Source organism: Modestobacter lacusdianchii (assembly GCF_054177765.1).
This window is the reverse complement of sequence record NZ_JBJJTJ010000026.1, coordinates 21,418-45,054: the sequence shown is the minus strand read 5'-3', so window position 1 is coordinate 45,054 and position 23,637 is coordinate 21,418. Positions and strand designations below refer to the sequence as shown.

At 75.3% G+C, this 23,637-nt stretch carries 24 protein-coding genes; 9 read left to right on the top strand and 15 right to left on the bottom strand.

Features of this window, described 5'->3' with window-relative positions; all coding sequences use genetic code 11:
• Positions 1-143: 143 nt before the first annotated feature.
• The 5 genes from ACJTNH_RS16640 (at position 144) to ACJTNH_RS16620 (ending at position 4,758) form a co-directional block, all read left to right on the top strand.
• On the top strand, positions 144-1,586 hold the full coding sequence (locus ACJTNH_RS16640; protein ID WP_458177621.1) for an MFS transporter: 1,443 nt from the start codon (positions 144-146) through the stop codon (positions 1,584-1,586).
• Between the two features lie 58 nt (positions 1,587-1,644).
• Positions 1,645-1,752, top strand: a complete 108-nt coding sequence (locus ACJTNH_RS16635; RefSeq protein WP_366139770.1) for a putative leader peptide — start codon at positions 1,645-1,647, stop codon at positions 1,750-1,752.
• Positions 1,753-1,838: 86 nt separating this feature from the next.
• Positions 1,839-2,849, top strand: coding sequence for a sulfite exporter TauE/SafE family protein (locus ACJTNH_RS16630; RefSeq protein WP_458177619.1), 1,011 nt, complete (start codon positions 1,839-1,841; stop codon positions 2,847-2,849).
• Positions 2,850-3,084: 235 nt separating this feature from the next.
• Positions 3,085-4,116: an NAD(P)/FAD-dependent oxidoreductase gene (locus tag ACJTNH_RS16625; protein WP_458177617.1), complete on the top strand. Its 1,032-nt coding sequence runs from the start codon at positions 3,085-3,087 to the stop codon at positions 4,114-4,116.
• 9 nt (positions 4,117-4,125) lie between these two features.
• Positions 4,126-4,758, top strand: coding sequence for a class I SAM-dependent methyltransferase (locus ACJTNH_RS16620; protein WP_458177615.1), 633 nt, complete (start codon positions 4,126-4,128; stop codon positions 4,756-4,758).
• 58 nt (positions 4,759-4,816) lie between these two features.
• On the opposite strand, the gene ACJTNH_RS16615 is transcribed toward ACJTNH_RS16620, so the two are convergent.
• The 8 genes from ACJTNH_RS16615 to ACJTNH_RS16580 all read right to left on the bottom strand — a co-directional run bounded on the left by ACJTNH_RS16615 (position 4,817) and on the right by ACJTNH_RS16580 (position 12,541).
• The gene (locus ACJTNH_RS16615) at positions 4,817-5,797 is read right to left on the bottom strand and encodes an NAD-dependent epimerase/dehydratase family protein (protein ID WP_458177613.1); all 981 of its coding nucleotides are present in this window, start codon (positions 5,795-5,797) and stop codon (positions 4,817-4,819) included.
• Positions 5,798-5,871: 74 nt separating this feature from the next.
• Positions 5,872-6,348, bottom strand: a complete 477-nt coding sequence (locus ACJTNH_RS16610) for a DUF5994 family protein (RefSeq protein WP_458177610.1) — start codon at positions 6,346-6,348, stop codon at positions 5,872-5,874.
• 354 nt (positions 6,349-6,702) lie between these two features.
• A complete protein-coding gene (gene typA, locus ACJTNH_RS16605; RefSeq protein WP_458177608.1) occupies positions 6,703-8,592 on the bottom strand; it encodes a translational GTPase TypA in 1,890 nt (629 codons plus the stop codon).
• A 230-nt stretch (positions 8,593-8,822) separates the two neighbouring features.
• Positions 8,823-9,161, bottom strand: coding sequence for a hypothetical protein (locus ACJTNH_RS16600; RefSeq protein WP_458177606.1), 339 nt, complete (start codon positions 9,159-9,161; stop codon positions 8,823-8,825).
• A 56-nt stretch (positions 9,162-9,217) separates the two neighbouring features.
• Complete coding sequence (locus tag ACJTNH_RS16595) at positions 9,218-10,492, bottom strand: DUF4232 domain-containing protein (protein WP_458177604.1); 1,275 nt, start codon at positions 10,490-10,492, stop codon at positions 9,218-9,220.
• Positions 10,493-10,576: 84 nt separating this feature from the next.
• Positions 10,577-11,347: a DsbA family protein gene (locus tag ACJTNH_RS16590; protein ID WP_458177602.1), complete on the bottom strand. Its 771-nt coding sequence runs from the start codon at positions 11,345-11,347 to the stop codon at positions 10,577-10,579.
• A complete protein-coding gene (locus tag ACJTNH_RS16585; RefSeq protein ID WP_458177600.1) occupies positions 11,337-11,813 on the bottom strand; it encodes a MauE/DoxX family redox-associated membrane protein in 477 nt (158 codons plus the stop codon). Before ACJTNH_RS16585 ends, ACJTNH_RS16590 begins: the two co-directional genes overlap by 11 nt.
• Positions 11,814-11,983: 170 nt before the next feature.
• Complete coding sequence (locus tag ACJTNH_RS16580) at positions 11,984-12,541, bottom strand: YceI family protein (protein WP_458177598.1); 558 nt, start codon at positions 12,539-12,541, stop codon at positions 11,984-11,986.
• A gap of 90 nt (positions 12,542-12,631) precedes the next feature.
• Between ACJTNH_RS16580 and ACJTNH_RS16575 the strand changes: the two genes are divergently transcribed.
• Positions 12,632-13,147, top strand: coding sequence for a MarR family winged helix-turn-helix transcriptional regulator (locus ACJTNH_RS16575; protein WP_458177596.1), 516 nt, complete (start codon positions 12,632-12,634; stop codon positions 13,145-13,147).
• A 90-nt stretch (positions 13,148-13,237) separates the two neighbouring features.
• On the opposite strand, the gene ACJTNH_RS16570 is transcribed toward ACJTNH_RS16575, so the two are convergent.
• The 3 genes from ACJTNH_RS16570 to ACJTNH_RS16560 all read right to left on the bottom strand — a co-directional run bounded on the left by ACJTNH_RS16570 (position 13,238) and on the right by ACJTNH_RS16560 (position 16,255).
• Positions 13,238-14,395 carry a glycerophosphodiester phosphodiesterase gene (locus ACJTNH_RS16570; protein ID WP_458177594.1) on the bottom strand — a complete coding sequence of 386 codons (1,158 nt, stop codon included), beginning with the start codon at positions 14,393-14,395 and terminating at the stop codon, positions 13,238-13,240.
• A gap of 207 nt (positions 14,396-14,602) precedes the next feature.
• A complete protein-coding gene (locus ACJTNH_RS16565) occupies positions 14,603-15,367 on the bottom strand; it encodes a crotonase/enoyl-CoA hydratase family protein (protein ID WP_458177592.1) in 765 nt (254 codons plus the stop codon).
• Positions 15,368-15,403: 36 nt separating this feature from the next.
• Entirely contained in the window at positions 15,404-16,255 is an 852-nt protein-coding gene (locus ACJTNH_RS16560) for a patatin-like phospholipase family protein (protein WP_458177590.1), read from the bottom strand.
• 93 nt (positions 16,256-16,348) lie between these two features.
• Here ACJTNH_RS16560 and ACJTNH_RS16555 point away from each other — a divergent pair, with 93 nt between their 5' ends.
• Positions 16,349-18,100 (top strand): class I adenylate-forming enzyme family protein, encoded by a 1,752-nt coding sequence (locus tag ACJTNH_RS16555; protein ID WP_458177588.1) that lies wholly within the window; start codon positions 16,349-16,351, stop codon positions 18,098-18,100.
• Here the strand turns inward: ACJTNH_RS16555 and ACJTNH_RS16550 are convergent.
• Positions 18,048-20,129, bottom strand: coding sequence for an MMPL family transporter (locus tag ACJTNH_RS16550; protein ID WP_458177586.1), 2,082 nt, complete (start codon positions 20,127-20,129; stop codon positions 18,048-18,050). The two genes, ACJTNH_RS16555 and ACJTNH_RS16550, sit on opposite strands and share 53 nt — an antisense overlap.
• Positions 20,130-20,195: 66 nt before the next feature.
• Between ACJTNH_RS16550 and ACJTNH_RS16545 the strand changes: the two genes are divergently transcribed.
• Positions 20,196-20,690: a MarR family winged helix-turn-helix transcriptional regulator gene (locus tag ACJTNH_RS16545; protein ID WP_458177584.1), complete on the top strand. Its 495-nt coding sequence runs from the start codon at positions 20,196-20,198 to the stop codon at positions 20,688-20,690.
• 73 nt (positions 20,691-20,763) lie between these two features.
• Positions 20,764-21,792, top strand: a complete 1,029-nt coding sequence (locus tag ACJTNH_RS16540; RefSeq protein ID WP_458177582.1) for a potassium channel family protein — start codon at positions 20,764-20,766, stop codon at positions 21,790-21,792.
• A gap of 15 nt (positions 21,793-21,807) precedes the next feature.
• Here the strand turns inward: ACJTNH_RS16540 and ACJTNH_RS16535 are convergent, their stop codons facing one another.
• Genes ACJTNH_RS16535 through ACJTNH_RS16525 form a run of 3 tightly spaced genes read right to left on the bottom strand, consistent with a single transcriptional unit; the run spans position 21,808 to position 23,488 of the window.
• Positions 21,808-21,984 carry a DUF1059 domain-containing protein gene (locus ACJTNH_RS16535; RefSeq protein ID WP_458177580.1) on the bottom strand — a complete coding sequence of 59 codons (177 nt, stop codon included), beginning with the start codon at positions 21,982-21,984 and terminating at the stop codon, positions 21,808-21,810.
• A complete protein-coding gene (locus tag ACJTNH_RS16530; protein WP_458177578.1) occupies positions 21,981-22,178 on the bottom strand; it encodes a DUF1059 domain-containing protein in 198 nt (65 codons plus the stop codon). The genes ACJTNH_RS16535 and ACJTNH_RS16530 overlap by 4 nt, the downstream gene beginning before the upstream one ends.
• A complete protein-coding gene (locus ACJTNH_RS16525) occupies positions 22,175-23,488 on the bottom strand; it encodes an EAL domain-containing protein (RefSeq protein WP_458177576.1) in 1,314 nt (437 codons plus the stop codon). Before ACJTNH_RS16525 ends, ACJTNH_RS16530 begins: the two co-directional genes overlap by 4 nt.
• Positions 23,489-23,637 lie beyond the last annotated feature (149 nt).

Sequence of the window (23,637 nt, the reverse complement as noted above, 5' to 3'; positions counted from 1 at the left end):
TCCCTGCTCGCATCGTCTGACGTGCACGCAGGGACAGTCGTCCGCCGACGCCGTCCAGTTCCCGGGACCGCCGAGGCGGGGAGTGACGAGCCCCTCGTCCTGCCCCCTCCCCGTCCGGGCAGACGTCGGCTAGGAAGGTCGGTGTGACCGAGCCCCCGCCTCCGCCGGCGGGAGCTCCCCCGGCGCGCCCCGCCGAGACGGTCGCCCTGGGCACCGCGCGCGGACGGTGGGTGGTGCTGGCCACGGTGCTCGCCTCCGGCGTCGCCTTCCTCGACGCGACCGCGGTCAACGTGGCCCTGCCGACGATCGGGGCCGACCTGGGGGCCTCGCTCGCCGCGCTGCAGTGGACCGTCAACGGCTACACGCTCACCCTGGCCGCGCTGATCCTGCTGGGCGGTGCGCTGGGTGACCGCTACGGACGCCGCCGGGTGTTCGTCGTCGGTGTGGTCTGGTTCGCCCTGGCGTCCCTGCTGTGCGGCCTCGCGCAGGACACCGCGCAGCTGGTGGCCGCCCGGGCGCTGCAGGGCGTGGGTGGCGCGCTGCTCACCCCGGGCAGCCTGGCGATCCTGCAGGCCTCCTTCCGCCCGCAGGACCGCGCCCGGGCCATCGGGCTGTGGTCCGCCCTCGGCGGCATCGCCGGCCTGGTCGGGCCCTTCGTCGGCGGGTTCCTGGTGGACGCGGTGAGCTGGCGCTGGGTGTTCGGCGTGAACGTGCCGCTGGCCGCCGCGGTGGCCGTCGTCGCCGTCCGGCACGTGCCGGAGAGCCGCGACCCGGACGCCCACGGGCGGTTCGACGTGCTGGGCTCGATCACCGGCGCCGTCGCGCTGGGTGGGGTGACGTACGCACTGATCGCGGCCGGGGACGACCCGGGCACCGCGGCGGTGTGGACGTCGGCGGTGATCGGTGTGGCCGCGGCGGCGGCGTTCGTCGTCCGGGAGCGGCGGGCCGCCGCCCCGATGCTGCCGCTGGGCGTCTTCGCCGACCGCCAGTTCACCGGCGCCAACCTGAGCACCCTGGCCGTCTACGGCGCGCTGGGCGGCTTCTCCTTCTTCCTGGTGCTGCAGCTGCAGACGGTGCTCGGCTACGGCGCCACCCTCGCCGGCGCGGCCAGCCTGCCGCCGAGCATCCTGCTCACCCTGCTCTCCGCCCGGGCCGGCGCGCTGGCCCAGCGGATCGGCCCTCGGCTGCCGATGACCGTGGGCCCGCTGGTGGCCGCCACGGGGCTGGCCTGGCTGTCGGCCGTGGACGCCGGCAGCGGTTACTGGTCGGCGGTGTTCCCGGGCTCGGTGCTCTTCGGGCTGGGGATGTCGCTGCTGGTGGCCCCGCTGACCGCGACCGTGCTGGCCGCCGCCCCCGACCACCTGGCCGGCGTGGCCAGCGGGGTGAACAACGCGGTGGCCCGCGCCGCGGGCCTGCTGGCGGTCGCCGCGCTCCCGGTGGCGGTGGGGCTGTCGGCCGGTGGGGAGCTCGCCGCGACCGACTTCAGCGCCGGCTACCAGCGCGCCCTGCTGATCTGCGCCGGGCTGATGGTCGCCGGCGCCGGAACCGCCTGGGCGACGATCCGGAACGACGTGCTGCAGGACTGATCCCACTGCGTGGGAGGTCATTCCACACAATCCCCACCAAAGTGGTAGACATGCCGTCGTGACGACGACGGCCCTCCTCGCGCCCGCCTCCCCGGGCGAGCTGCTGGTGAGCCGTCTGCACGTCGACCTGCTCCGGGTCGCCACCGCAACCTGTCCGGGCCGCTGACCCGAGCGCCGTTCGCGGCGCCCCTCGTCCAGCCAGCCTGACGCGCTCCGCCGCGCCCGGCGCCACGACCCCGGAGCACCCCCCTCGTGAAGACCTTGATCCTGCTCGCCCTCGCCGGCCTGGGCGCCCAGCTCGTCGACGGCAGCCTCGGCATGGGCTACGGCGTCACCTCGACGACCCTGCTGCTGGCCATCGGCACCAACCCGGCCGCCGCCTCGGCCACCGTGCACCTGGCCGAGATCGGCACCAACCTGGCCTCGGGCCTCTCGCACTGGAGGTTCGGCAACGTCGACTGGAAGGTCGTCGCCAAGATCGGCGTCCCCGGAGCGGTGGGCGCCTTCGTCGGGGCCACCGTGCTGTCGAACGTCTCCACCGCGATCGCCGGCCCGGTGATGTCGCTGATCCTGCTGGGCCTGGGCCTCTACCTGCTGGTCCGGTTCACCCTGCGCGGGCTGGACAAGCGCCAGCTCGGCAAGCCGATGCGCGCCCGGTTCCTCGCCCCGCTCGGCCTGACCGCCGGCTTCGTCGACGCCACCGGTGGCGGCGGCTGGGGGCCGGTCAGCACCCCGGCGATCCTGGCCAGCGGCCGGATGGAGCCGCGCAAGACGATCGGCTCGGTCGACACGTCCGAGTTCCTCGTCTCCCTGGCCGCCAGCCTGGGCTTCCTCTTCGCCCTCGGCAGCCAGGGCATCAACCTGTTCTGGGTGCTCGGCCTGCTCGCCGGCGGCCTGGTCGCCGCACCGCTGGCCGCCTGGCTGGTGCGCTTCGTCCCGCCGCGCCTGCTCGGTGCCGGGGTCGGCGGCATGATCGTGCTGACCAACACCACCAGCCTGCTGGGCAGCGACTGGATCGACGCGAGCGACCCCGTCCGCCGCGTCGTCCTGGCCGTGGTCTACCTGACCTGGGCGGCCGCGGTCGTCTGGTCGTTCCGGGAGCACCGCCGCGAGCGGGCGCAGGAGCGGGCCGAGGCGCTGGCCGCCGAGGCCCGGGCGCTCGCCGCGGACGCCGGGCCGGTCGCCGTCGGGGAGCGGGGGGCCTCCGCGAACGCCGTCGCGCCCCTCGACGACGGCGTCGCCGCCGGCCACCGCCGGGCCTGACCCCGGCCCACCGGCCGCCGGGCCCGCGAGTCCTGCACACGAACGGTCCCACCGCACCCAGCACGCTGCGGTGGGACCGTTCTGCGTCCGGGCCTCGTCGGGTGCGGACGGGTGGCCGACACCACCGCTTTGCCGCTTCGGCAATCTTCCTTGTCACTCGCGCACTCCCCGGCGCACTCTCGACACCAGCGGGCACCCACCGGTGGCCGCGGGGGCGAGGGCGAGGAGAGCAGCCGTGGACGAGCGGTACGACGTGGTGGTCATCGGCGGTGGGGCGGCCGGGCTGAGCGGGGCGCTGGCCCTGTCCCGGGCCCGCCGGTCGGTCCTGGTGGTGGACGGCGGCGCCCCGCGCAACGCCCCGGCCGCCGGGGCTCACAACTACCTGGGCCACGAGGGCATCGCGCCGCGGGAGCTGCTGGCGATCGGCCGCGGCGAGGTGGCCGGCTACGGCGGGCAGTTCGTCGACGGCGAGGCGGTCTCCGCCGCCGTGGTCGACGGCGGCTTCCGGGTGCAGCTGGCCGACGGGCGGTCGGTGCACGGACGGCGGCTGCTGGTCACCACCGGCCTGGTCGACGAGCTGCCCGAGGTCCCCGGCGTGCGCGAGCTCTGGGGCAGCTCCGTGCTGCACTGCCCCTACTGCCACGGCTGGGAGGTGCGCGACCAGGCCATCGGCGTCCTGGCGACCAGCCCGATGTCGGTGCACCAGGCGCTGATGTGGCGACAGTGGAGCGAGGACGTCACGCTCTTCCGGCACGCCCGGCTGGAACCCACCGACGAGGAGTGGGAGCAGCTGGCGGCCCGCGGTGTCTCGGTCGTCGACGGCCCCGTCGCGGCCATCGAGTCCGACGGGGACCGGCTGACCGGCGTCCGGCTGGCCTCCGGTCAGGTGGTGCCCCGCGACGCCCTGGTCGTCGCCCCGCGGTTCACCGCCCGGTCCGCCCTGCTGGAGTCGCTCGGCCTGCCGGTCGAGCCGCTGGAGGTGATGGGCCACGTCGTGGGCAGCGCCGTCCCCTCGACCCCGGTCGGCTCGACCGACGTCCCCGGCGTCTGGGTGGCCGGCAACGTCACCGACCTGATGGCCCAGGTGATCGGTGCGGCCGCCGCAGGGCTCAGGGCCGGCGCCGGGCTCAACGGCGACCTGATCGCCGAGGACACCCGGCTGGCCGTGGCGGCCCGGCGGGCGGCTCCGGCCCGGCCGGTGTTCTCCCCGGCCAGCGAGCGGGAGCTGTGCGACCAGGTGCTCGGCGACCGCCGGCACGGGATCTGAGGAGGAACGGTGCACGACCACGAGCACACCCAGCAGGCCGACGGCCACGACCTGGCCTCATGGGAGCAGCGCTACCGCGACTCCCCCGCGCTGTGGAGCGGCCGGGCCAACGCCGCGCTGGTCGCCGAGGCCGCCGACCTCCCGCCGGGCCGCGCGCTGGACGTCGGCTGCGGCGAGGGCGGTGACGCCCTCTGGCTCGCCGGCCGGGGGTGGCAGGTGACCGGGCTGGACTGGTCGGAGGTGGCCCTCGCCCGGGCGGCCGAGCACGCGGCCGCGGCGGGCGTGACCGACCGCGTCGAGTGGGTCCGCGGCGACGTCGTCACCTGGCGGCCGCCGGCGCAGGCCTACGACCTGGTCACCGCGCACTTCCTGCACCCGCAGGAGACCCTGCGACACGAGCTGGTCCCGCGGCTGGCGTCGGGCGTCGCCCCCGGCGGCACGCTGCTGTGGGTCGGCCACCCCTACGACGAGGAGCGGGCCGCGGTGTGGGGCGGGGACCGGTTCAGCACCGCCGCCCAGGTCGCCGCCGACCTCGACCCGGGGCAGTGGGAGGTGCTGACCGCCGAGTGCCGACCCCGGGCCGGCGACCAGAACAGCCACCACCACGCCGACGAGGTCCTGCGGGCCCGCCGCCGGGGTTGAGCCGCGCTCGGGAGGGTGGAGCCGCAGGCGCACGCGGCTCCACCCTGCTCCGGCCGGGTCAACCCGCGGCGGCGAGCAGCGCCTGCTCCAGCTCGGCGGGCAGGCCGGGGAGGCTGCGCCCGGCCGGCGGCTCGGGGCGCGCGGCGGTCTGCATCCACGCCCAGGTGTCGGCGACCGAGTCGCGCACCGGGCGGGAGGGCAGGCCGAGCTCGCGGGCGCGGGTGGTGTCGACCTCCCAGGCGGTTCGGGCGGTGCTCGCCTGCAGCCACAGCGGCAGGTGGGTCCACTCCTGGACGCCGGCCGCGAGCAGGTCGGCGTCGGCGACCGGCACCCACTCGGCGTCGCTGCCGGTGACCTCGCGGCAGGTCTCCAGCAGGCCGCCCAGCGTGGTCATGCCGGCCGGCCCGGTGGCGTTCACCGGCCCGCCCTGGCCGCGTTCGGCCATCTCCACCAGCCAGCCGGCCAGGTCCCGGGCGTCGACCAGCGCGATCGGCTGGGGCAACGAGTCGGCCGGGACGACGACCCGGCCACCGACGGCGATCCGGTCCAGCCACCAGCCCAGCCGGTACAGCGGGTCGTGCGGGCCGACGATCAGACCGGCCCGCGCGGTGAGCAACCGGTCGCCGAGGGCCGCGGCGAGCACCCGCTCGGCGTGCGCCTTGTCCGGTCCGTAGGCGTCCTCGTCGGTGTCCCAGGTCGGCTCGTGCTCACCGGCGATCGGCCCGGGCGGCCAGCTGCGGTAGGCGTTGAGGCTGCTGACGAAGGCGTATCCGGTGACCTCGGCGAGGGCGGAGGCGGCGTGCTCGGCGGCGGCCCGGGTCTGGCAGGAGGTGTCGACCACCAGCTCCGGGGCCCAGCCGTCGAGCGCGGCCGGCAGTGCGGCGGGGTCGTCGCGATCGCCGATCAGCACCCGGGCGCCCTCCGGCGGCGCACCGGAGACCCCGCGGGTGAACGTGGCCACCTCGTGACCGCGCGCCAGCGCCGCGGAGACGACGTGCCGGCCGAGGAAGTGCGTGCCGCCGAGCACCAGGAGTCGCATGCCCCGACCTCAGCGCAGCGGCATGGCCGCCGTCCAGCCGGTTCGCTCCCGGCGCAGCGTCCGGTTCCCGTGCGTCAGCCGGCGCGGACGCCGGTGAGCGGGACGACCTGCGGCCGTGAGCCCGTGGCGACGAGCCCGCGCTGCGGGTTGGTGTCCTCGCGCAGCCCGGCCAGGCGCAGCGCGCGGACGCCGGTCAGGGCGTCGGCCTCCGGCGGGACGACCAGCAGGTCGACCCGGCGCTCGCCGTCGACGGTGAGGGAGACCAGCTGCTGGTCCATGCTGGCGAAGCCGCCGGTGCGCACGGTGCGGCCGCCGATCAGCACCTTGCGGGCCGGCGCCTCGTCCCAGGCGCCCACGGCGTAGGTGAAGCGGTCGATGCGCACGCCGAGGCTGTCCAGCGCCGCCACCAGCTCCGGCAGCTCGACCGACAGCAGCCGGCTGCGCGGCCACCAGGCGCCGTCGAACGTGCCGTCGGTCGGGGCCGTCGCCGGGCGCAGCCGCACCCGCACGTCGATCCCGTTCCGGAAACCTGCTGCTCGCTGGACCGTCATCGGTTCCCCGACCACCTCTCGCGCCCGTCCCCCAGGTGCCCTCGGCCTTCCCCAGCCGAGCCCACCTCTCCGGACCGGAACGTACGACCGCGGGTGCGACACCCCGGCGCGCCACGAGGAAGCATCCGGCGACTCCTCGGTGCGCTCGGCCGGTCATCACGATGTGTGATCGAACGGCAACTGATGACACACGGGCCCCACCCGTCTCGTCAGTCCTCGTGCGCGCGTCGTCCCGAGACGACGAACGCCGCCGTCCCCGGCAGGGACAGCGGCGTCGTCAGTTCGCCTGGTCTCGGCCCGGCTGCAGGGGCTCACGCCGAGGCTGCGAGGCGTAAGGTGCAGCGGGGCCCTCCGTCAGGGCTTGGGCTTCCGGTTCTTGGCCCGCCCGCGGATCGTCTGGTCCAGCTCCACCTTGCGCACCCGCACAGCGCCCGGGGTGACCTCCACGCACTCGTCCTCGGCGCAGAACTCCAGCGCCTGCTCCAGGTTGAGCAGCTTCGGCGGGATGAGCCGCTCCAGCTCCTCGGAGGTGGACTTGCGCATGTTGGTGAGCTTCTTCTCCTTGGTGATGTTCACGTCCATGTCGTCCGGACGGGAGTTCTCACCGACGATCATGCCCTCGTAGACCTCGGTGCCCGGCTCGACCATCATCTGGCCGCGCTCCTGCAGCGAGAACATCGAGTACGTCGTCGCCACACCGCTGCGGTCGGCGACCAGCGAGCCGGTCGGGCGGGCGCGCATGTCACCCAGCCACGGCTCGTAGCCCTCGAGGTTGTGGTTCAGCACGCCGGTGCCGCGGGTCTCGGTGAGGAACTCGGTGCGGAACCCGATCAGGCCACGGGACGGGACGATGTACTCCATCCGCGCCCAGCCGGTGTCGTGGTGCACCAGGTTCTCCAGCCGCCCGCGCCGGGTGGCCAGGGCCTGGGTGAGCGTGCCGACGTACTCGCCGGGGGTGTCGATGGTGACCCGCTCGACCGGCTCGTGGAGCTTGCCGTCGATCTCCTTGGTGACCACCTGCGGGCGGCCGACGGTGAGCTCGAACTCCTCGCGGCGCAGCTGCTCGACGAGGATGGCCAGCGCCAGCTCACCGCGGCCCTGCATCTCCCAGGTGTCGGGGCGCTCGGTGTTGAGCATGCGCACCGACACGTTGCCGACCAGCTCCTGGTCGAGGCGGTTCTTGATCAGCCGGGCGGTGAGCTTCTTGCCGCTCTTGCCCGAGATCGGCGAGGTGTTGATGCCGATGGTGATCGAGATCGACGGCTCGTCGACGGTCAGCGGCGGCAGCGGGCGCGGGTCGTTCGGGTCGGCGAGGGTGTCGCCGATCATGATGTCCTCGATGCCGGCGATGGCGACCAGGTCGCCGGGGCCGGCGCTGTCGGCCGGGGTGCGGGTGAGGCCCTCGGTGACCAGCAGCTCGGTGATCTTGACCCGCTGGATGGTGCCGTCGACCTTGCACCAGGCGACCTGCTGACCGCGCTTCATCTCGCCGGAGTGGATGCGCAGCAGCGCGAGGCGGCCCAGGAACGGGGAGGCGTCGAGGTTGGTGACCTGCGCGCGCAGCGGCTCCTCGGCGTCGTACTCCGGCGCCGGGATGGTGTCCAGCAGCGTCTTGACCAGCGGCGCCAGGTCCGGGCTGTCCGGGACGGTGCCGTTCTCCGGCTTGTTCAGCGAGGCCTGGCCGGTGCGGCCGTTGCAGTAGACGATCGGGAACTCGAGCGCGTCGGCGTCCATCCCGGCGTCCTCGAGCAGCTCCAGGAACAGCTCGTAGCACTCGTCGACGACCTCTTCGATGCGGGCGTCGGCGCGGTCGGTCTTGTTGACCGCGAGGATGACCGGCATCCCCTTGCCCAGCGCCTTGCGGAGCACGAAGCGGGTCTGCGGCAGCGGGCCCTCGGAGGCGTCGACGAGCAGGACGACGCCGTCGACCATCGACAGGCCGCGCTCGACCTCACCGCCGAAGTCGGCGTGGCCGGGGGTGTCGACGATGTTGACGACGACGGGGTTGCCGGCCTCGTCGGCCAGCCGGATCGCGGTGTTCTTGGCGAGGATGGTGATCCCGCGCTCGCGCTCCAGGTCCATCGAGTCCATGACCCGGTCCTGGGTCGAGTCGTTGTCCGTGCCCTCGCCCTTGGCACGGCCCAGGGCACCCGCCTGCCGGAGCAGGGCGTCGACGAGGGTCGTCTTGCCGTGGTCGACGTGGGCGACGATCGCCACGTTGCGCAGGTCGTTGCGGGTGGGCATGCGGAGAGGCACCTCGGGGTCGCGTGGGGGGTCCGCGCGCTACGGCGCGCGACAGTCGTAACGGCCCAGGCGGCCGAGACCTTCCCATGGTAGGGGACGACTGGCCCCCGACCGGCCCGCTGTGACCGGTCCCCCACTCCGGAGGGACCTCGGCCCCCTCGTCCCCCGCAGGCCCGGGACGGACCTCTGGACCGAGCCGCAGGCCTGGGCCGGACCTCTGGACCGAGGCCTCAGGACACCCCGCGGTCGGCGACCGCCCAGGACAGCGCCGCGGCCAGCACGGTCACCAGCCCGACGGCCAGCCAGGCCGGCCAGCCGACGCCGAGGGCCAGCACGTGGGCGAGCACGAACGCGGCGACGTAGGCGACCGCCAGCCCGGCGGCGACGGCCAGACCGCGCCGGCGGTACCAGAGCCAGCCGGCCGCCAGGCCGCCCGCGGCGAAGACGACCCCTCCGAGGGCGCGGACGCCGGTGGCCTGGGCGACGCCGAAGCCTGCGGCCAGCCCCACGGCGACCGGGACCGCCGACGGGAGACGGGTCTGCACGCGGGCGAGGGTGGAGGTCGACATGCCGCCCAGTGTCCCAGCGCCCGGGGTCGCCGTCCGGGCGGTCGGGTCCTGGTCGGTCAGTTCCAGGGCGGGGCCCACGGGGCGATCGCCCAGGCACCGCCGTCGGCGATGTCGAACGGTGCCGCTCCCCCGCCGTCCAGCTCGGCGGCGACCAGCGTGCTCGACGCGTCCAGCGCGACGGTCACCGCCTGCGGGGTCTCCAGGTCGGCCCACCCGCCGTAGCTGCGCCAGGTGAGCAGCGCGATGGCCGTACCGCCCGGGGCGACACCGACCCGCTGCGCCTGGGCCGGTGCGCCCTCCGGGGTCTCTCCCGGGCCGACCTGCAGGGCGAGCGGCCGGCCACCCTGCAGCAGGACGACGACCGGCACGCCCTCCAGCCAGCACGCGGCCGAGCCGTCGTTGGTCGCCTCGACCGCGGCCGCCCGGGCGCCCATCGCCGCGTCGAACCCACCGACCCGGAAGGTGAGGTCGGACTGCGCGCACGGCTGCTCGGCCACCACCGGCTCGGGCGTCGGCTCCGGCTCGGGCGGCGGAGCCGGGGCCGGACTGGGCGTCGGCGGCGGGACCTCCTCGGCCGGCGGCGGCGACACCGTCGGGGCGACGGGCGCCGCCGGGGTCAGCAGCTCGACCAGCAGCAGCACCCCGGCGGCCAGGACGGCGCCCCCACCGGCCACCGACGGCCAGGCGGGACGCCGCCCGAGCCGGCGCAGGGCGCGCTGACCCAGCACGGCGAGCGCCACGACGACCGCGTCGACGACCGGCGGCACGGTGACCGACCCGGCGTCCGACAGCTGCCAGGTCAGCACGACCGCCCCGACACCGAGACCACTGACCAGCAGCGCGGCCAGCCAGTCCTGCCCGGGCACGGGCAGGAGCGAACGGGCCACCCGGCCGGCCAGCAGCACCGCGGCCGCCTGGGCCAGCCAGGCCACGGCGAGCGCGACGACCAGTGCGTGCGCCCCTCCGAAGGCGGCGATCAGCACCGGGAAGCCGGCCAGCAGTGCGGCGCCGAAGGCGATCAGGCCGGCGAGGAGCGCGTGCACCGGCGCGGGCAGCGGCGCCTGCTCTCCCCGGTGCGGGCGCGTCGGCGGGAGCGTCCAGGCGAGCAGCACCGCGGCCACCGCCAGGACCGCCAGCCCACCGGCGACCGGCCACCACAGCCACCGGAGGGCCCCCGCCACCTCGGCCGCCGTGCACTCCCCGGCCAGCTCGCACGGCGACCGGGACTCCAGCCAGACCGGGGTGTACCGGCCGGCCCGCAGCGCGGCGGCGCACGCGACCAGCCCGCCCAGCAGCCCGACCGCCAGGACGACGGTGCGCGCGCGGGTCACCGGGGCAGCCTGCCCCACCCGGCGGCACCCGTCGCGGCACCCCGCCGGGCACCACGACCGCCGGGCAGCGACCGCCCACGGGTGTCAGCCCTGGGCGGCGGCCTCCACCGCGGCGGTGATGCCCTCCGGGGTCAGCTGGGTGCTGTTGTCCAGCGGCTCCCCGTCGACGAGGACGGTCGGGGTGCCGGTCACGTCGGCCTGACTGGCCGCCTCGGTCACCTGGGCGACCCAGTCCTCGAACCGGAGGTCGGTGATCCCCTGTTCCACGGCCTCCCCGGTGGCACCGGCCTGTGCGGCGTACTCGATCAACCGGTCGTCGCCGAGCCCCTCGCCGCCCTCCTCGGGCTGGTTCGCGAACAGCAGGTCGGAGAACTGCTCGAACGCCTCGATCCCGGCCTCGTCGGCCACGACGGCGGCCGCGTTGAGCGCGCGGGTGGAGTAGTCGGTGGTCGAGAACCGGTCCAGGATCGCGATCGGCCGGTGCTCGAGGACGATCTGACCGTCGGCGACCAGCTGGTCGAGGGTGTCGCCGTTGGTCTCCTCGAAGCGCTGGCAGACCGGGCACTGGAAGTCGGCGTACACGCTCACCGTGACCGGGGCGTCGGCCCGGCCGACCGGGAACGCCGTCCCGTCCGCGACGGTCCCGGCCGGGGCGGCGGCGTCGGCGTCGGTCGACGTCCGGGAGGACTGGACGACGAAGACGACGACCAGGGCGATCACCAGCACCGCAGCGGCGGCCACCCCGCCGAGAACGGTGCGGCGGCGGCGCTCGGCCGCCGCCCGGGCGGCGGCCTCGGCGGCGCGCTTCTCCGCGATCCGCCTGCGGGCGGCCTCGCGCTTGGACTCACCGGACATCGGCGTGCTCCGTTCGATCGGGGGTGCCCAGCGCCAGCCGGGACGACGGCCAGCGGGCCAGGGCGAGGGCGATCAGCAGCAGGGCGGTGTCCCGGGCGATCTCGCCGGGGTAGCCGGTGTCCTCGGCGGCGACCTCCCCGCCACCGCCGAAGCAGCCGCAGTCGATCTGCAGTCCGCGGGCCCAGGCCGAGCCCACGCCGACGAGGAACACCACCATCAGCGCCGCGGAGGCGATCGCCGCCGTCCGGACGAACACCCCGGCGAGCAGGGCGAGGCCGACGGCGATCTCCAGCACCGGGAGGCCGAAGGCGACCGGGCTGACCAGCGCCTCGGGCAGCAGCCGGTAGGCGCGCACCGCCCGCTCGGCGGCCGCCGGGTCCGGGACCTTGAGCGCGCCGGCGACGACGAGCACGACGCCGAGCAGCAGTCGGGCGGCGGTCGCGGCCCACGGGCGGATGGTCTGCACGCCGTCACTGTCCTGCGCAGCGGCCCTGTGGTTCCCGCACGCCGGCTGTGAGTTCACTGGCAGTCCCCGGACGCACCGAGGGCCCCGGCGCGGTGCGCCGGGGCCCTTCGGCCCCCTCGCAGGGTCCCGCCACGCGCGGAGCGTGTGGCGGGGGGCGAGGGGGTCCTTCGTCAGGCAGCGCGGAGCACGGCCTCGATCTCGAGCTCGACGTCGATCTTGTCGCCGACGACGACGCCGCCGCCGTCCATCGGCATGTCGATGTCGACGCCGTACTCCTTGCGGGAGATGGAGGTCTTGCCGGAGAAGCCGGCGCGGGTGCCGCCGTAGGCGTCCGGCCCGAAGCCGTTCAGCTCCAGCTTCAGCGTGACGGGCTTGGTGATGCCCTTGATCGTCAGGTCGCCCTCGACGACCCAGTCCTCACCCTCGTTGCGCACGCCGGTGGAGCGGAACTCCATCTCGGTGTGGTTGCCCACGTCGAAGAAGTCGGCGGACTTGATGTGCGCGTCCCGCTGCTCCTGGCGCGTGTCGATCGAGTCCATGTTGATCTTGGCGTGCACGGTGGACAGCGCCGGGTCGGCGGCGGTGACGATCTCCCCGGAGAACTCACGGAAGTAGCCGCGGACCTTGCTGACCATCATGTGGCGGACGGAGAAGCCGACGGTCGAGTGCGACGCGTCGATGTCCCACGTGCCGACGACGTAGCCGGGGATCTGGGTGGTGCTGGCCATGGTGGACTCCAAGTGGTTGAGCGTTTGACTGCCTGCGTCGGGCAGTAGCGTAGTTGAAGACTTGAGTATTCCGCCAGTACCCTCGTCCACATGACGAGTGACGTGTCGTCCGCCGCACCGACGACGGGCGGCGACATCCCTGCGGTGCCCGCCGAGCCGCGCTGGCTCGACGCCGCCGAACAGCAGGCGTGGCGGGCCTGGCTCTACAGCTGGATGCTGCTCGACGACCGGCTCGACCGCGAGCTGACCCGGCAGACCGGCATCTCGCACGCCTACTACGAGATCCTCGTCCAGCTGTCGGAGACCGAGGGCCGGCAGCTGCGGATGAGCGAGCTCGCCGAGCGGTGCCTGTCCTCCCGCAGCCGCCTGTCGCACGCCGTCTCCCGGCTCGAGGAGCGCGGCTGGGTGCGCCGGCAGGTCTGCGCCGAGGACGGCCGCGGCCAGCTCGCCGTCCTCACCGACGAGGGCTTCGCCGCTCTGGAGGGCGCCGCGCCGGTGCACGTGGAGAGCGTGCGCACCCACCTGTTCGACCAGCTCAGCCCGGAGCAGGTCGCCGCGATGCGCGACATCGGCGAGACGCTGCTCCGCCACCTGAACGACCAGTGACAGCTCAGCGGGCTCACCGCCGGCGGAGAGCCCGCTGAGCTGTCACTCGCCGCACGGGAGGGGCGGGACGGCGTCCCGCCCCTCCCGGGGTCAGGCGGCGGGGGCCAGTGCCGGGTCCAGGAACAGCTCGCGGGTGAGGACGCCGGTGTCCGGGTTGTCGGTGAAGATGCCGTCCACCCCGGCCTCCCAGAAGCGCAGCTGCTCCTCGATCGCCCGGCCGTAGGCCGCCGGGTCGGTGCCCTCGTCGAGGTCGGCGGGCAGGAAGGCGTTCTCGTTGCGGAACGTGTACGGGTGCACCAGCAGGTCCACGGCGTGCGCGTCGGAGACGAAGGACGTCGGCTCACCCAGCGTGCCGTCGTCCTCCAGCGGGATGACCTGGGACTTCTCCGGGCCCACCCCGTCGGCGTACTCGGCGATCGCGGCCAGCCCGGCCGCGGTGGAGAGGTCGGCGTAGGTGCGCGGGTCACCGGCGGCGACCAGGTCGGCCGGCGCGCCGCTGGCCGACAGCAGCTGCACCAGCGGCACCCGCACCCGGGCGGCGTCCAGCTCGCGGAGGTTCGCCGTCTCGAACGACTGCAGGAACACCGGCGAGTTGCGCCGGTCCAGCCGCGCCTCCCGCAGGTCGGCCAGCAGCGGCTCCTCCAGCGACAGGCCCACCCCGTCGAAGTAGGTGGGGTGCTTGGTCTCGATGTAGACCCCGATGTCGCGGCGCAGCTCGCGGCTGAGGTCGGCGCGCAGCTCCAGGAACTCGTCCAGGGTCGGCACCGCGAACAGCCCGTCGTAGAGGGTGTTCTCCTCGCGCAGCTCCGGCAGCCGCTCGACCGCCCGCAGCGTCTTGAGCTCGGCCAGCGTGAAGTCCTCGGTGAACCAGCCGGTCAGCTCGACGCCGTCCACGGTCTTCGTCGTCCGCCGGTCGGCGAACTCCCGCCGGTCGGCCACGTCGGTGGTGCCGGAGATCTCGTTCTCGTGCCGGCAGACCAGCACGTGGTCGGCGGTGCTGACCACGTCGCACTCGATGTGGTCCGCGCCCATCCGGGCGGCCAGCTCGTAGGAGGCCAGCGTGTGCTCCGGGCGGTAGCCGGAGGCGCCGCGGTGCCCGATGACCAGGAGGTCCTCGGCGTCGGCGCCGTGGTGCCCCGCGCCGCCGCGCGACGGGGTGGCCGAGGACGCCGGGGCGACGACCAGGGACAGCAGGACGGCGAGCAGGGCTGTCAGCGCAGCGGCGGACAACCGGGACGTACGGCTCATCGGGACCCCCACGGGCTCGGACGGCGACCCTCGCCGACGGCCCGCCCACCCAGCACAGTGCGACCTCAGCCGGCGCACAGGCAAGGCCCGGCGAACAACGGGTGAAGCCGATCGCCGAGACCGGCGAGTCGCCCGGCGCGTCGCGGGCCCACGCCCACCGAGTGACGGCTCAGCGGGCTCCTCCGACCGGGCGAGCCCGCTGGGCTGTCACTCGCCGCGCCAGACCGGGGTGCGCTTCTCGGCGAAGGCGCGGGCGCCCTCCAGGGCGTCGGCCGAGGCGAACACCCGGTCGGCGAGCTCACGCTGCGCGTCCAGCGCGGCCCGGTCGGTCCAGCCGACGGAGCCGGCGATCAGCTGCTTGCTGGCCCGCACCCCCAGCGGCCCGTTGACCGCGATCCGCGCGGCCAGCTCACGCGCCCCGGCCAGCGCCCCACCGGGCTCGGTGAGCGTGTTGACCAGCCCGAACCGGTGCGCCTCCTCGGCGGTGAGCGGGTCACCGGTCAGCGCCATCTCCATCGCCCGCTGGTAGGGCAGCGCCTTGGCCAGCCGCAGCACCCCGCCGCCGGCGGCGAACAGCCCGCGCTTGACCTCGGGGATGCCGAACCGGGCGTCCCGGGCGGCCACCACCAGGTCGGCGGTGAGCGCGAGCTCGCAGCCCCCGGCCAGCGCCCAGCCCTCCACCGCGGCGATCAGCGGCTTCCCCGGCGGCGCCTCGGTGAGGCCGGCGAACCCGCGGCCCTCGATCCGCGGCCGCTCACCGCGGGCGAAGGCCTTGAGGTCCATGCCGGCGCAGAACGTGCCCCCGGCGCCGGTGAGCACCAGCACCGCGACGTCGTCCCGGGCGTCGAACTCGTCGACCGCGGCGGCCAGCGCCTGCGTGGTCGCCAGGTCGACGGCGTTCTTCGCCTCGGGGCGGTTGAGGGTCAGCACCCCCACCCCGTCGGTCACCTCGGTCAGCACGGGTGCGGTCATCCCACGTCCTCTCTCCGTCGAGTGGTGCGCTGTCGGTCAGCCCTGCCAGACCTCGGCGACCCGGGCGGCCACGCTCGCCGCCTGCGCCCGGCCGGCCCGGGCCGAGGGCTCGCGGGCGGCCGGGTCGAGCACGTTCTTGCCGATGGCGCGCAGGCTCGCCTGGTCCGGCGAGACGACGGCGACCCGGCTGACCAGCCCGGTGACCTGGGCGTCGACGCTGGTCATCGGCCCCATGCCGCGGGGCAGCGGGGCGATCACCACGATCCGGTCGGCGTCGGCGGCCAGGTCGGCGTTGGCCGGGGAGCGCATGCCGCCGTCCATGTAGCGGTGCCCGTCGATGGTCACCGGCGGGTAGACGCCGGGGACGGCGCAGCTGGCGCCCACCGCGGCCAGCAGGTCGACCCCCGACGACCGGGTGAAGGTGGTGAACTCCCCGCTGTCGGCGTCGACGGCGGTGACCACCAGCGGGCGGTCGGGCCACTGCGCGTCGGGCAGCCGGGAGGCGATGGCGGCCCGCCGCTCGTCCTCGGGAGGGGTCTTCCCGGTGTCGGCCGCGCGCCGGGCCAGCTCGCCGATGCGGCGGCGGAAGGCCGCGTCGTCCCGGCGGGCGAGCAGCATCGCCAGCCCGTAGCGGGCCAGCGTGCCGCGGCCCAGTCGTGCGACGCGCTCGGCGCCGGCGGGCTCGAGCTGCCGGGCGTAGAGCTGCTCGACGTCGGTGCCGCTGCGCAGCTGGGCGCCGACCACCGACCCGGCCGAGGTGCCGACGACGAGGTCGGCGGTGGACAGGTCGACGCCGGCCTCGGCGAGCCCGGCGATGAGCCCGATCTCCCAGGCGATGCCGGTGATGCCGCCGCCACCGAGGACCAGGGCCGTGCGCTGGGGGTTCATCCCGCCATCCTGGCGCACGCCCGATCACTCGACGCAGGGGGTGACGTGGGCCACGCTGGGGGCTCGGCAACGACGCCGGACGAGAGGACGACGATGACCGCGACGCAGGCGCCCGGCTCCACCCAGCCCTCCGCGTGGCCGCCGAGCCTCCCCCGCTCGCTGGAGTACCCGGACGTGCCGGTCGGGTCGGTGCTGCGGGCCGCGGTGCGCCGCTGGGGTGACCGCACCGCGTTCGTGCACCACGACGTGGAGCTGTCCTTCACCGAGCTGGGCCGCCGGGCGCACGCGATCGCCGCGGGGCTGGCCGCGCGCGGCATCGGCCGGGGTGACGTGGTGGCCGTGCACCTGCCCAACTGCCTGCAGTACCCGGCCGTCTACTACGGGGTGCTGCTGGCCGGGGCCACCTTCTCCCCCACCAACCCGCTGCTGCCGCCGGCCGCGCTGGCGCACCAGCTGGCCGACGCCGGCGCCCGCGCGCTGGTCACCTGGGAGCCGGTGCTGCCCGCCGTCCGGGTGGCGCTGCCGGCCACCGGCGTGCAGACCGTGGTGGTCACCGGGCCGCAGCAGATCGCCGACCCCGCCGCCGCGGTCGAGCTGACCGACCTGCCCGGCGCCGCCTCCCTGGCCGACCTGCTGGCCGCCGATCCCGCCGACGCGCACCGGGACGCCGACCTCCACCCGGCCGACGACCTGGCCCACCTGGCCTACACCGGCGGCACGACCGGGGTGAGCAAGGGCGTCGAGCTGCCGCACCGGGCGGTGGTCACCAACGTGCTGCAGGCGGCGTGCTTCAGCTCCGGCTCGGTGCCGGTGCTCGACGAGGCGGGCGACGTCACCCTCGACCAGGTGGGCAGCGTCGCGGAGCACCCGACCCGGCTGGGCACCGCCACGCTGATCAACCTGACCCCGTGGTTCCACGCCATGGGGGTGATCGGCTACCTCAACGGCCAGGTGATGGCCGGGGCGACCGTGGTGGTGCACGACCGGTTCGACCCGGCGCACTACCTGGCCGACGCCGTCCGGTACCGGGTGACCAGCATCGGCGGCGCCCCGCCGGTGTTCGTCGCACTGCTGCAGGTGCCCGGGATCGCCGAGGCCGACCTGTCGAGCGTGCGCGGCTTCGCCAGCGGCGCCGCCCCGCTGCCGGTGCCGCTGATCGAGCGGATGCGGGCGCTGGCGCCGGGTGCGGTGATCGCCGAGGGCTACGGCCTCACCGAGGTGACCATGCAGGCCACCGGCAACCCGCCGCACACCTCCGGGCTGCGCAAGCCCGGCACGGTCGGCGTCCCGCTGCCGGACACGGAGGTGTCCATCCGGCCGCTCGGCGGCGGTGACCCGCTACCGGCGGGCGAGCGCGGCGAGGTCTGCATCCGCGGGCCGCAGGTGATGCGCGGCTACGCCCGGCGGCCGGACGCCACCGCGGAGGCGATCGACCCCGACGGCTGGTTCCACACCGGAGACGTCGGGGTGCTCGACGCCGACGGCTACCTGGCCATCGTCGACCGCACCAAGGACATGCTGCTCTACAAGGGCTACAACGTGTTCCCCCGCGAGCTGGAGGAGCTGCTGTTCGGCACCGCGGGAGTGGCGGCCGCGGCGGTGGTCGGCCGCCCCGACCCGGAGGCCGGTGAGCTGCCGGTCGCCTACGTGGTGCGCCGGGCCGACGACGCCGGCGCCGCGCTGACCGCCGAGACGGTCATGGCCGGGGTGAACCAGCAGGTCACCCCGTACCAGCGGCTGCGGGACGTCGTCTTCGTCGACGCCCTCCCGGTGTCACCGGCCGGCAAGGTGCTCAAGCGGGAGTTGAGCGCCCGCGAGCGAGCCGGCGCGGCCACCACCAGTTGACGTCGCCGAGCAGCGCGACCAGCGCCGGGGTGAGCACCCCGCGGACGACGGTGGCGTCGAGCAGGATGCCCAGCGCCAGCGTGGTGGCGAAGATCTTCACGTCGACCACCGGCACCGTGGAGAGCGCCACGAAGGCCAGGAAGAGGATCAGCGCCGCCGAGGTGACCAGCCGGCCGGTGTACCCGACGCCGTGCACGGTGGCCTCGTCGGTGGTCATGCCGGCGTCCCGGCCCTCCCGGATCCGGGACAGGATGAACACCTCGTAGTCCATCGACAGCCCGAACAGGAACGAGAAGGCGGCCACCGGCACCCAGAAGGTGAGCGTGCCGGTGGCGGTGGCGCCGAACAGCAGGTCGGTCAGGTGCCCCTCCTGCCAGATCCACACGGTCATGCCGTAGGCGGCGGCGATGGACACCACGTTGAGCAGCAGCGCCTTCACCGGCAGCCAGATCGACCGCAGGGCCGGCGCGAGCAGCGCGAAGGTGACCACGACGACCAGCGGCAGCACCCACCAGGCGTTGCCGTAGATCGCCTCCACCGAGTCCGCGTCGCCGGCCGCCGTGCCACCGACCCGCGCGCCGTCCAGCCCGTCGGCGGCCCCGCGCACCGCGGTGAGCGCCTCCCGGCCGGCAGTGGACGACGGGTCGTCGGCCAGGACGACGTCGACCACCCCGGCGCCGCTGCCCTGCCACGCCTCCCCCTCGGGGGCCAGCACCCCGGCCACCCCCTCGACCGCCGCCAGCTGCTCGACCGCGGCGGCCCGGTCGTCGGTGAGCACCTCGACCGGGCGGGCCAGCCCGGCGGGCAGGCCGTCGCCGGTGAGCTCCTGGAACGCGGTCGCCGCCGGGGACGACCCGGTGGCGGTCGCCGACACCTCGGGGCTGCCCAGCCGGATGCCCAGCACCGGAGAGGCGAGCAGCAGGAGCAGCACCGTGGCGAGCGCTGCCGCGACCCAGCGGTGCCGCACCACCGTCGTGCCGATGCGGTGCCAGGTGGGGCTCTCCGCGCCGCGGAGGCGGCGGCGGGGCCACTCGAGCCGGCGTCCGGCCGAGGCCAGCACCACCGGCAGCAGGGTGAGCGCGACGAGCACGCTGACCAGCGGGATGAAGAGCCCGCCGAAGCCCACGGCGCGCAGGAACGGCAGCGGCAGCACCACCAGCGACAGCAGGGAGATCGCCACGGTGACCCCGCTGAACACGACCGCGCGGCCGGCGGTGGTCATCGCGGTGCGCACCGCGGCCAGGTCGTCGGCGCCGGCGGCGCGCTCCTCGCGCCAGCGCATCACCACCAGCAGCGAGTAGTCGATCGCCACGCCCAGGCCGATCAGCCCGACCAGGTACTGCACGATGAAGCTGACGTCGGTGAGCGTGGTGAGCCCGAGCACCAGCAGGAACGTGGTGGTGATCGCGACCGCGGCGATCAGCAGCGGCACCAGCGCGAGCAGCGAGCCGAACACCAGCGCCAGGACGACGATCGCGCCACCGGCGCCGAGGGCGATCTCCACGATGATCGGCCGCTCGTCGCCGCCGCCCTCGGCCAGCACCGGCGTGCCGGTGACCACCGGCTCGACGCCGGCCACGGTCACGCCCTGCAGCGCACCCTCCAGCTGGGGCAGCGCGGCGGCGTAGGGCGCGGGGCCCTCGACGGCCGGGGGCCAGACCAGCGCGACCGCGGTGCCCTCGGCGGCGAGCACGCCGGTGCCGGGTGCGTCGTCGTCGGGGGTGGCGACCCGCCAGCCCGGCTGGCGGAGCCGCTCGAAGGCGGCGGTGAGCTCGGGACGGGCCTCGTCGACCGTGGTGCCCTCCGGCAGCGCGACGGTCACCACCAGCGGGTCGACGCCCCCGCCGGTGCCCACCTCCTCGACGATCGCCTGGTTCGCCTCGTAGGCGGGCTGGCCGGGGGTGGAGAAGTCGAAGCCCAGCCGGTCGATCGTGGTGGGGGCCAGCACCCCGCCGACGACCGCGACCGCCAGCCAGCCCAGCACCACGAACCGGCGGTGTGCGAGCACCCAGTCGGTCAGCCGCCCCATGTCCGTCCCCCTCCAGCAAGAGCATCAGGAGACTGATGCTCGATGGGCACCCTACGGTGTCCCTTCGTGGAGCACCCATCGGACGGAGGCGGGCAGGAACCGCCGCTGCCCGCCTGGCTGGCCACGGGCCCGACCGGGATCACCGCCTACGCCCTGGCCCGGGCCGGGGCGGAGATGAACGCCGCCTTCGCCCGGCGGCTGGCCACCGTGGGGCTGCGCCCGCACACCTTCTTCGTGCTGGTGCACCTGGCCCGGGAGCCCGCGCTGACCTCCGCGGAGCTGGCCCGCCGGCTGTCGATGACGCCGCAGAGCATGTCCGCCCTGCTGCACGGCCTCGCCGACGCCGGCTGGGTCGACCGGCCGGGGGGTGCGCGCCGCGGTCAGCGGATCGACGTCCGGCTCACCGCGGCCGGCCGGCAGGCCCTGGAGGCCGCCGGGCCGGTGCTGGCCGAGCTCGGCCGCCCCGAGGCGATCGGCCTGACCGCCGAGGAGGGCGCCACCCTGCACGCCCTGCTCGACCGCGTGCTCGACGCCCTCGCCGCAGCACCCGAGGACAGGTGAGGCGGCCGGTCGGGCCGCGCCGCCCGACCCGGACGGCTATCGTCCCGCCGGTGACGGGAGACCGGCCGGGCCGATGAACGACGACCACAGCGGCGTCCACCTGCCGCACACCGAGGAGTCCCCCGCGCGCCAGGTCTGGCGGCGGGTGGTGATCGCCGCCCTGGTGCTCGTCGCCACCGTGCTGATCGTCTACCTCGACCGGGACGGCTACCGGGACGCCAACGGCGGCGGCGAGATCAGCCTGCTGGACGCGACGTACTACGCCACCGTCACCCTCTCCACCACCGGCTACGGCGACATCGTGCCGGTGGACCCGGGGGCCCGGCTGGTCAACATCCTGGTGATCACGCCGCTGCGGGTCACCTTCCTGCTCATCCTCATCGGGACGACCCTGGAGGCGCTCACTGCGCGCTCCCGGGAGGAGTTCCGGATCCGACGCTGGAGGTCTCGCGTGCGCCAGCACGTCGTCGTGTGCGGTTACGGCACCAAGGGCCGCAGCGCGATCCGCGCCCTGCTCAGCACCGGCACCGACGCCGAGCACATCCTCGTCGTCGACCCGGACCCGCGGGCCATCGAGGAGGCCACCTCGGCCGGGTTCACCGGGGTGCTCGGCGACGCCGGGCGCACCGACGTGCTGCGCCGCACCTCGGTCGAGAAGGCCCGGGCCGTGGTGGTCGCCGCCGACCGCGACGACGCCGCGGTGCTGATCACCCTCACCGTGCGGCAGCTCAACCCGACCGTGCCGATCACCGCGAGCGTCCGGGAGGAGGAGAACGCCAGCCTGCTGCGCCAGTCCGGCGCCGACTCGGTGATCACCTCCTCGGCGACGTCAGGGCGACTGCTCGGCCTGTCCACCGACCAGCCCGGCGTGGTCGCCGTCGTGGAGGACCTGCTGACCAGCGGGCGGGGCCTGGACCTGCAGCAGCGCACGGTCACCCCCTCGGAGGTGGGGCTGGGGCCGCGTCAGCTGCGCGACGTGGTGCTCTCCGTGGCCCGCGGCGGGCGCACGCTGCGCTTCGACGACCCGCTCATCGGCACGCTGCAGAGCGAGGACGTGCTCGTCGTCGTCAAGGCGCACCGCTCCGCCGTCGAGCAGGGCTGAGCCGGCCGGCCCCGCTCAGGCGTCGCGGATCGCCGCGGCCACCGCGACGTCCACCGCCGGCATGTCCGGCTCGGCCTTGTCGTGCGCGTGCGCGGCGTGCACCCGGCCGTGCGCGAGCAGCTCCGCGACCGTGGGCGCGCGGAAGCTCGCCCCGCAGCCGGGGACGACGTCGGCGCAGTCGAACTCCTTCACGCCGCGGCCGCCGGGGCGACGTCCCGGATGAGCGACCGGGTGGCCGCCTCGATCTCCGGGGTGTAGTCCTCGCCGTGCACACCGTGGTGGACAGCGGCGTGCACCCGGCCGAGGGCGATGATCTCGTCGGCCGTGGCGGCGCGGAAGCCCGCCCCGCAACCGGGGACGAGGTCGGCGCAGTCGAACTGCTTCATCGGGACGCTCCTGAGGTCAGTGCCGGCACGGCGGGTACCGGGCCGGGGGTCGGGTGGGAGGCGGTGAGCTCGGTGCCCGCGCCGCTGTAGAGCTCGGCCAGGCGCAGGGTCATCCGCTCGGGACGCACCAGCCCGAGCAGCCGGCCGGTCTCGTCGACGCACAGCACCGGGTCGAACCGGCGGGCGGCGACCCGGGTCATCGCCCGGGTGATCACCTCCACCAGCTGGGCGGCGGGCCGCACCCGCAGGCTCACCGGCACCAGCTGCACGTCGGTGCCGGCCTCGGTGTCGCGCTGGCCGGGGCGCACCAGGTGCACCGGGCAGCCGAGGTCGTCGACGGCGACCACCAGGCCCAGACCGGGGTCGGCGGCGAGCAGTCGGGCGGCCTCGGTCAGCGCCGCGGGGTCGCCGGCCGGGTCGCCGGAGCGCACCGTGGGCACGGCCTCGACCAGCGCGGCCACCTGGTCGGCGGCGGCGCTGCGGGCGGCCATCGCCTGCAGCTGGGCGGACACCCCGGGGCGCAGCGCGGGCCAGCCCGGCCCGGGCTCGGCCAGCAGGTAGCCCTGGGCCAGCGGGACGCCGAGTCGGACGAAGGCCTCCAGCTCCTCGACCCGCTCGATGCCCTCCACCAGCAGCCAGGCGTCCAGCCGGCCCGCGTAGGTGCCCAGCAGCTCGGCCAGGGCGAGCTTCGCCTCGTCGCGGTCGGCGTGGTCGACCAGCGCGCGGTCCAGCTTCACGAAGTCGGGGCGCAGCCGGGCCAGCTGCTGCAGCCCTGAGTAGCCGGAGCCGGCGTCGTCCAGGGCGACCGCCGCGCCGACGCTGCGCAGCCGGTCGAGCAGGGCGACCAGCGGCTCGGCGTCCTCGACGGGGACGTGCTCGGTGAGCTCGAGCACCAGCCCGGTGAGGTCGTCGGCGGCCAGCAGGACGCCGGCCAGCTCGGGCTCGGTGAGCAGGTGCGGGCTGACGTTGACGCTGAGGAAGCAGTGCTGCGGCAGCTCGGCTCGCACGGCGAGCGCCGCGGTGACCACCCGGGCCTCCAGCCGGGCGCCGAGGCCGAGCTCGTCGGCCGCGGCGAACCAGCGGTCCGGACCGCAGCCGGCGGGGCCGTCGAAGCGGGACAGCGCCTCGTACCCGGCGATGAGACCGCGGCGCAGGTCGACGATCGGCTGGAAGACCAGCCGTGGCCGGGCGGGGTCGGCGAGCACGGCGTCGAGCGCGGCGGCCCAGCCACCGTCCGGCTCCGTGGCCGGGCGTGCGTGGACGACGTCGTCGGCTCCTGCCCGCACGTCGGTCACCTCCTGCTGTCGCACGCCCGCTGCGCCCGTCCGTGGACGCGCGGTCGTGGTGCTCACCTTGTCGATCACCCATCGGCAACGGGAGGTGGTCGGTTGAGCAGGTCACCCAGGAGGGGCACGTCGCGCGCTGCGGTTGCCGCGCCCGGGACCCCACCTGAGACTCG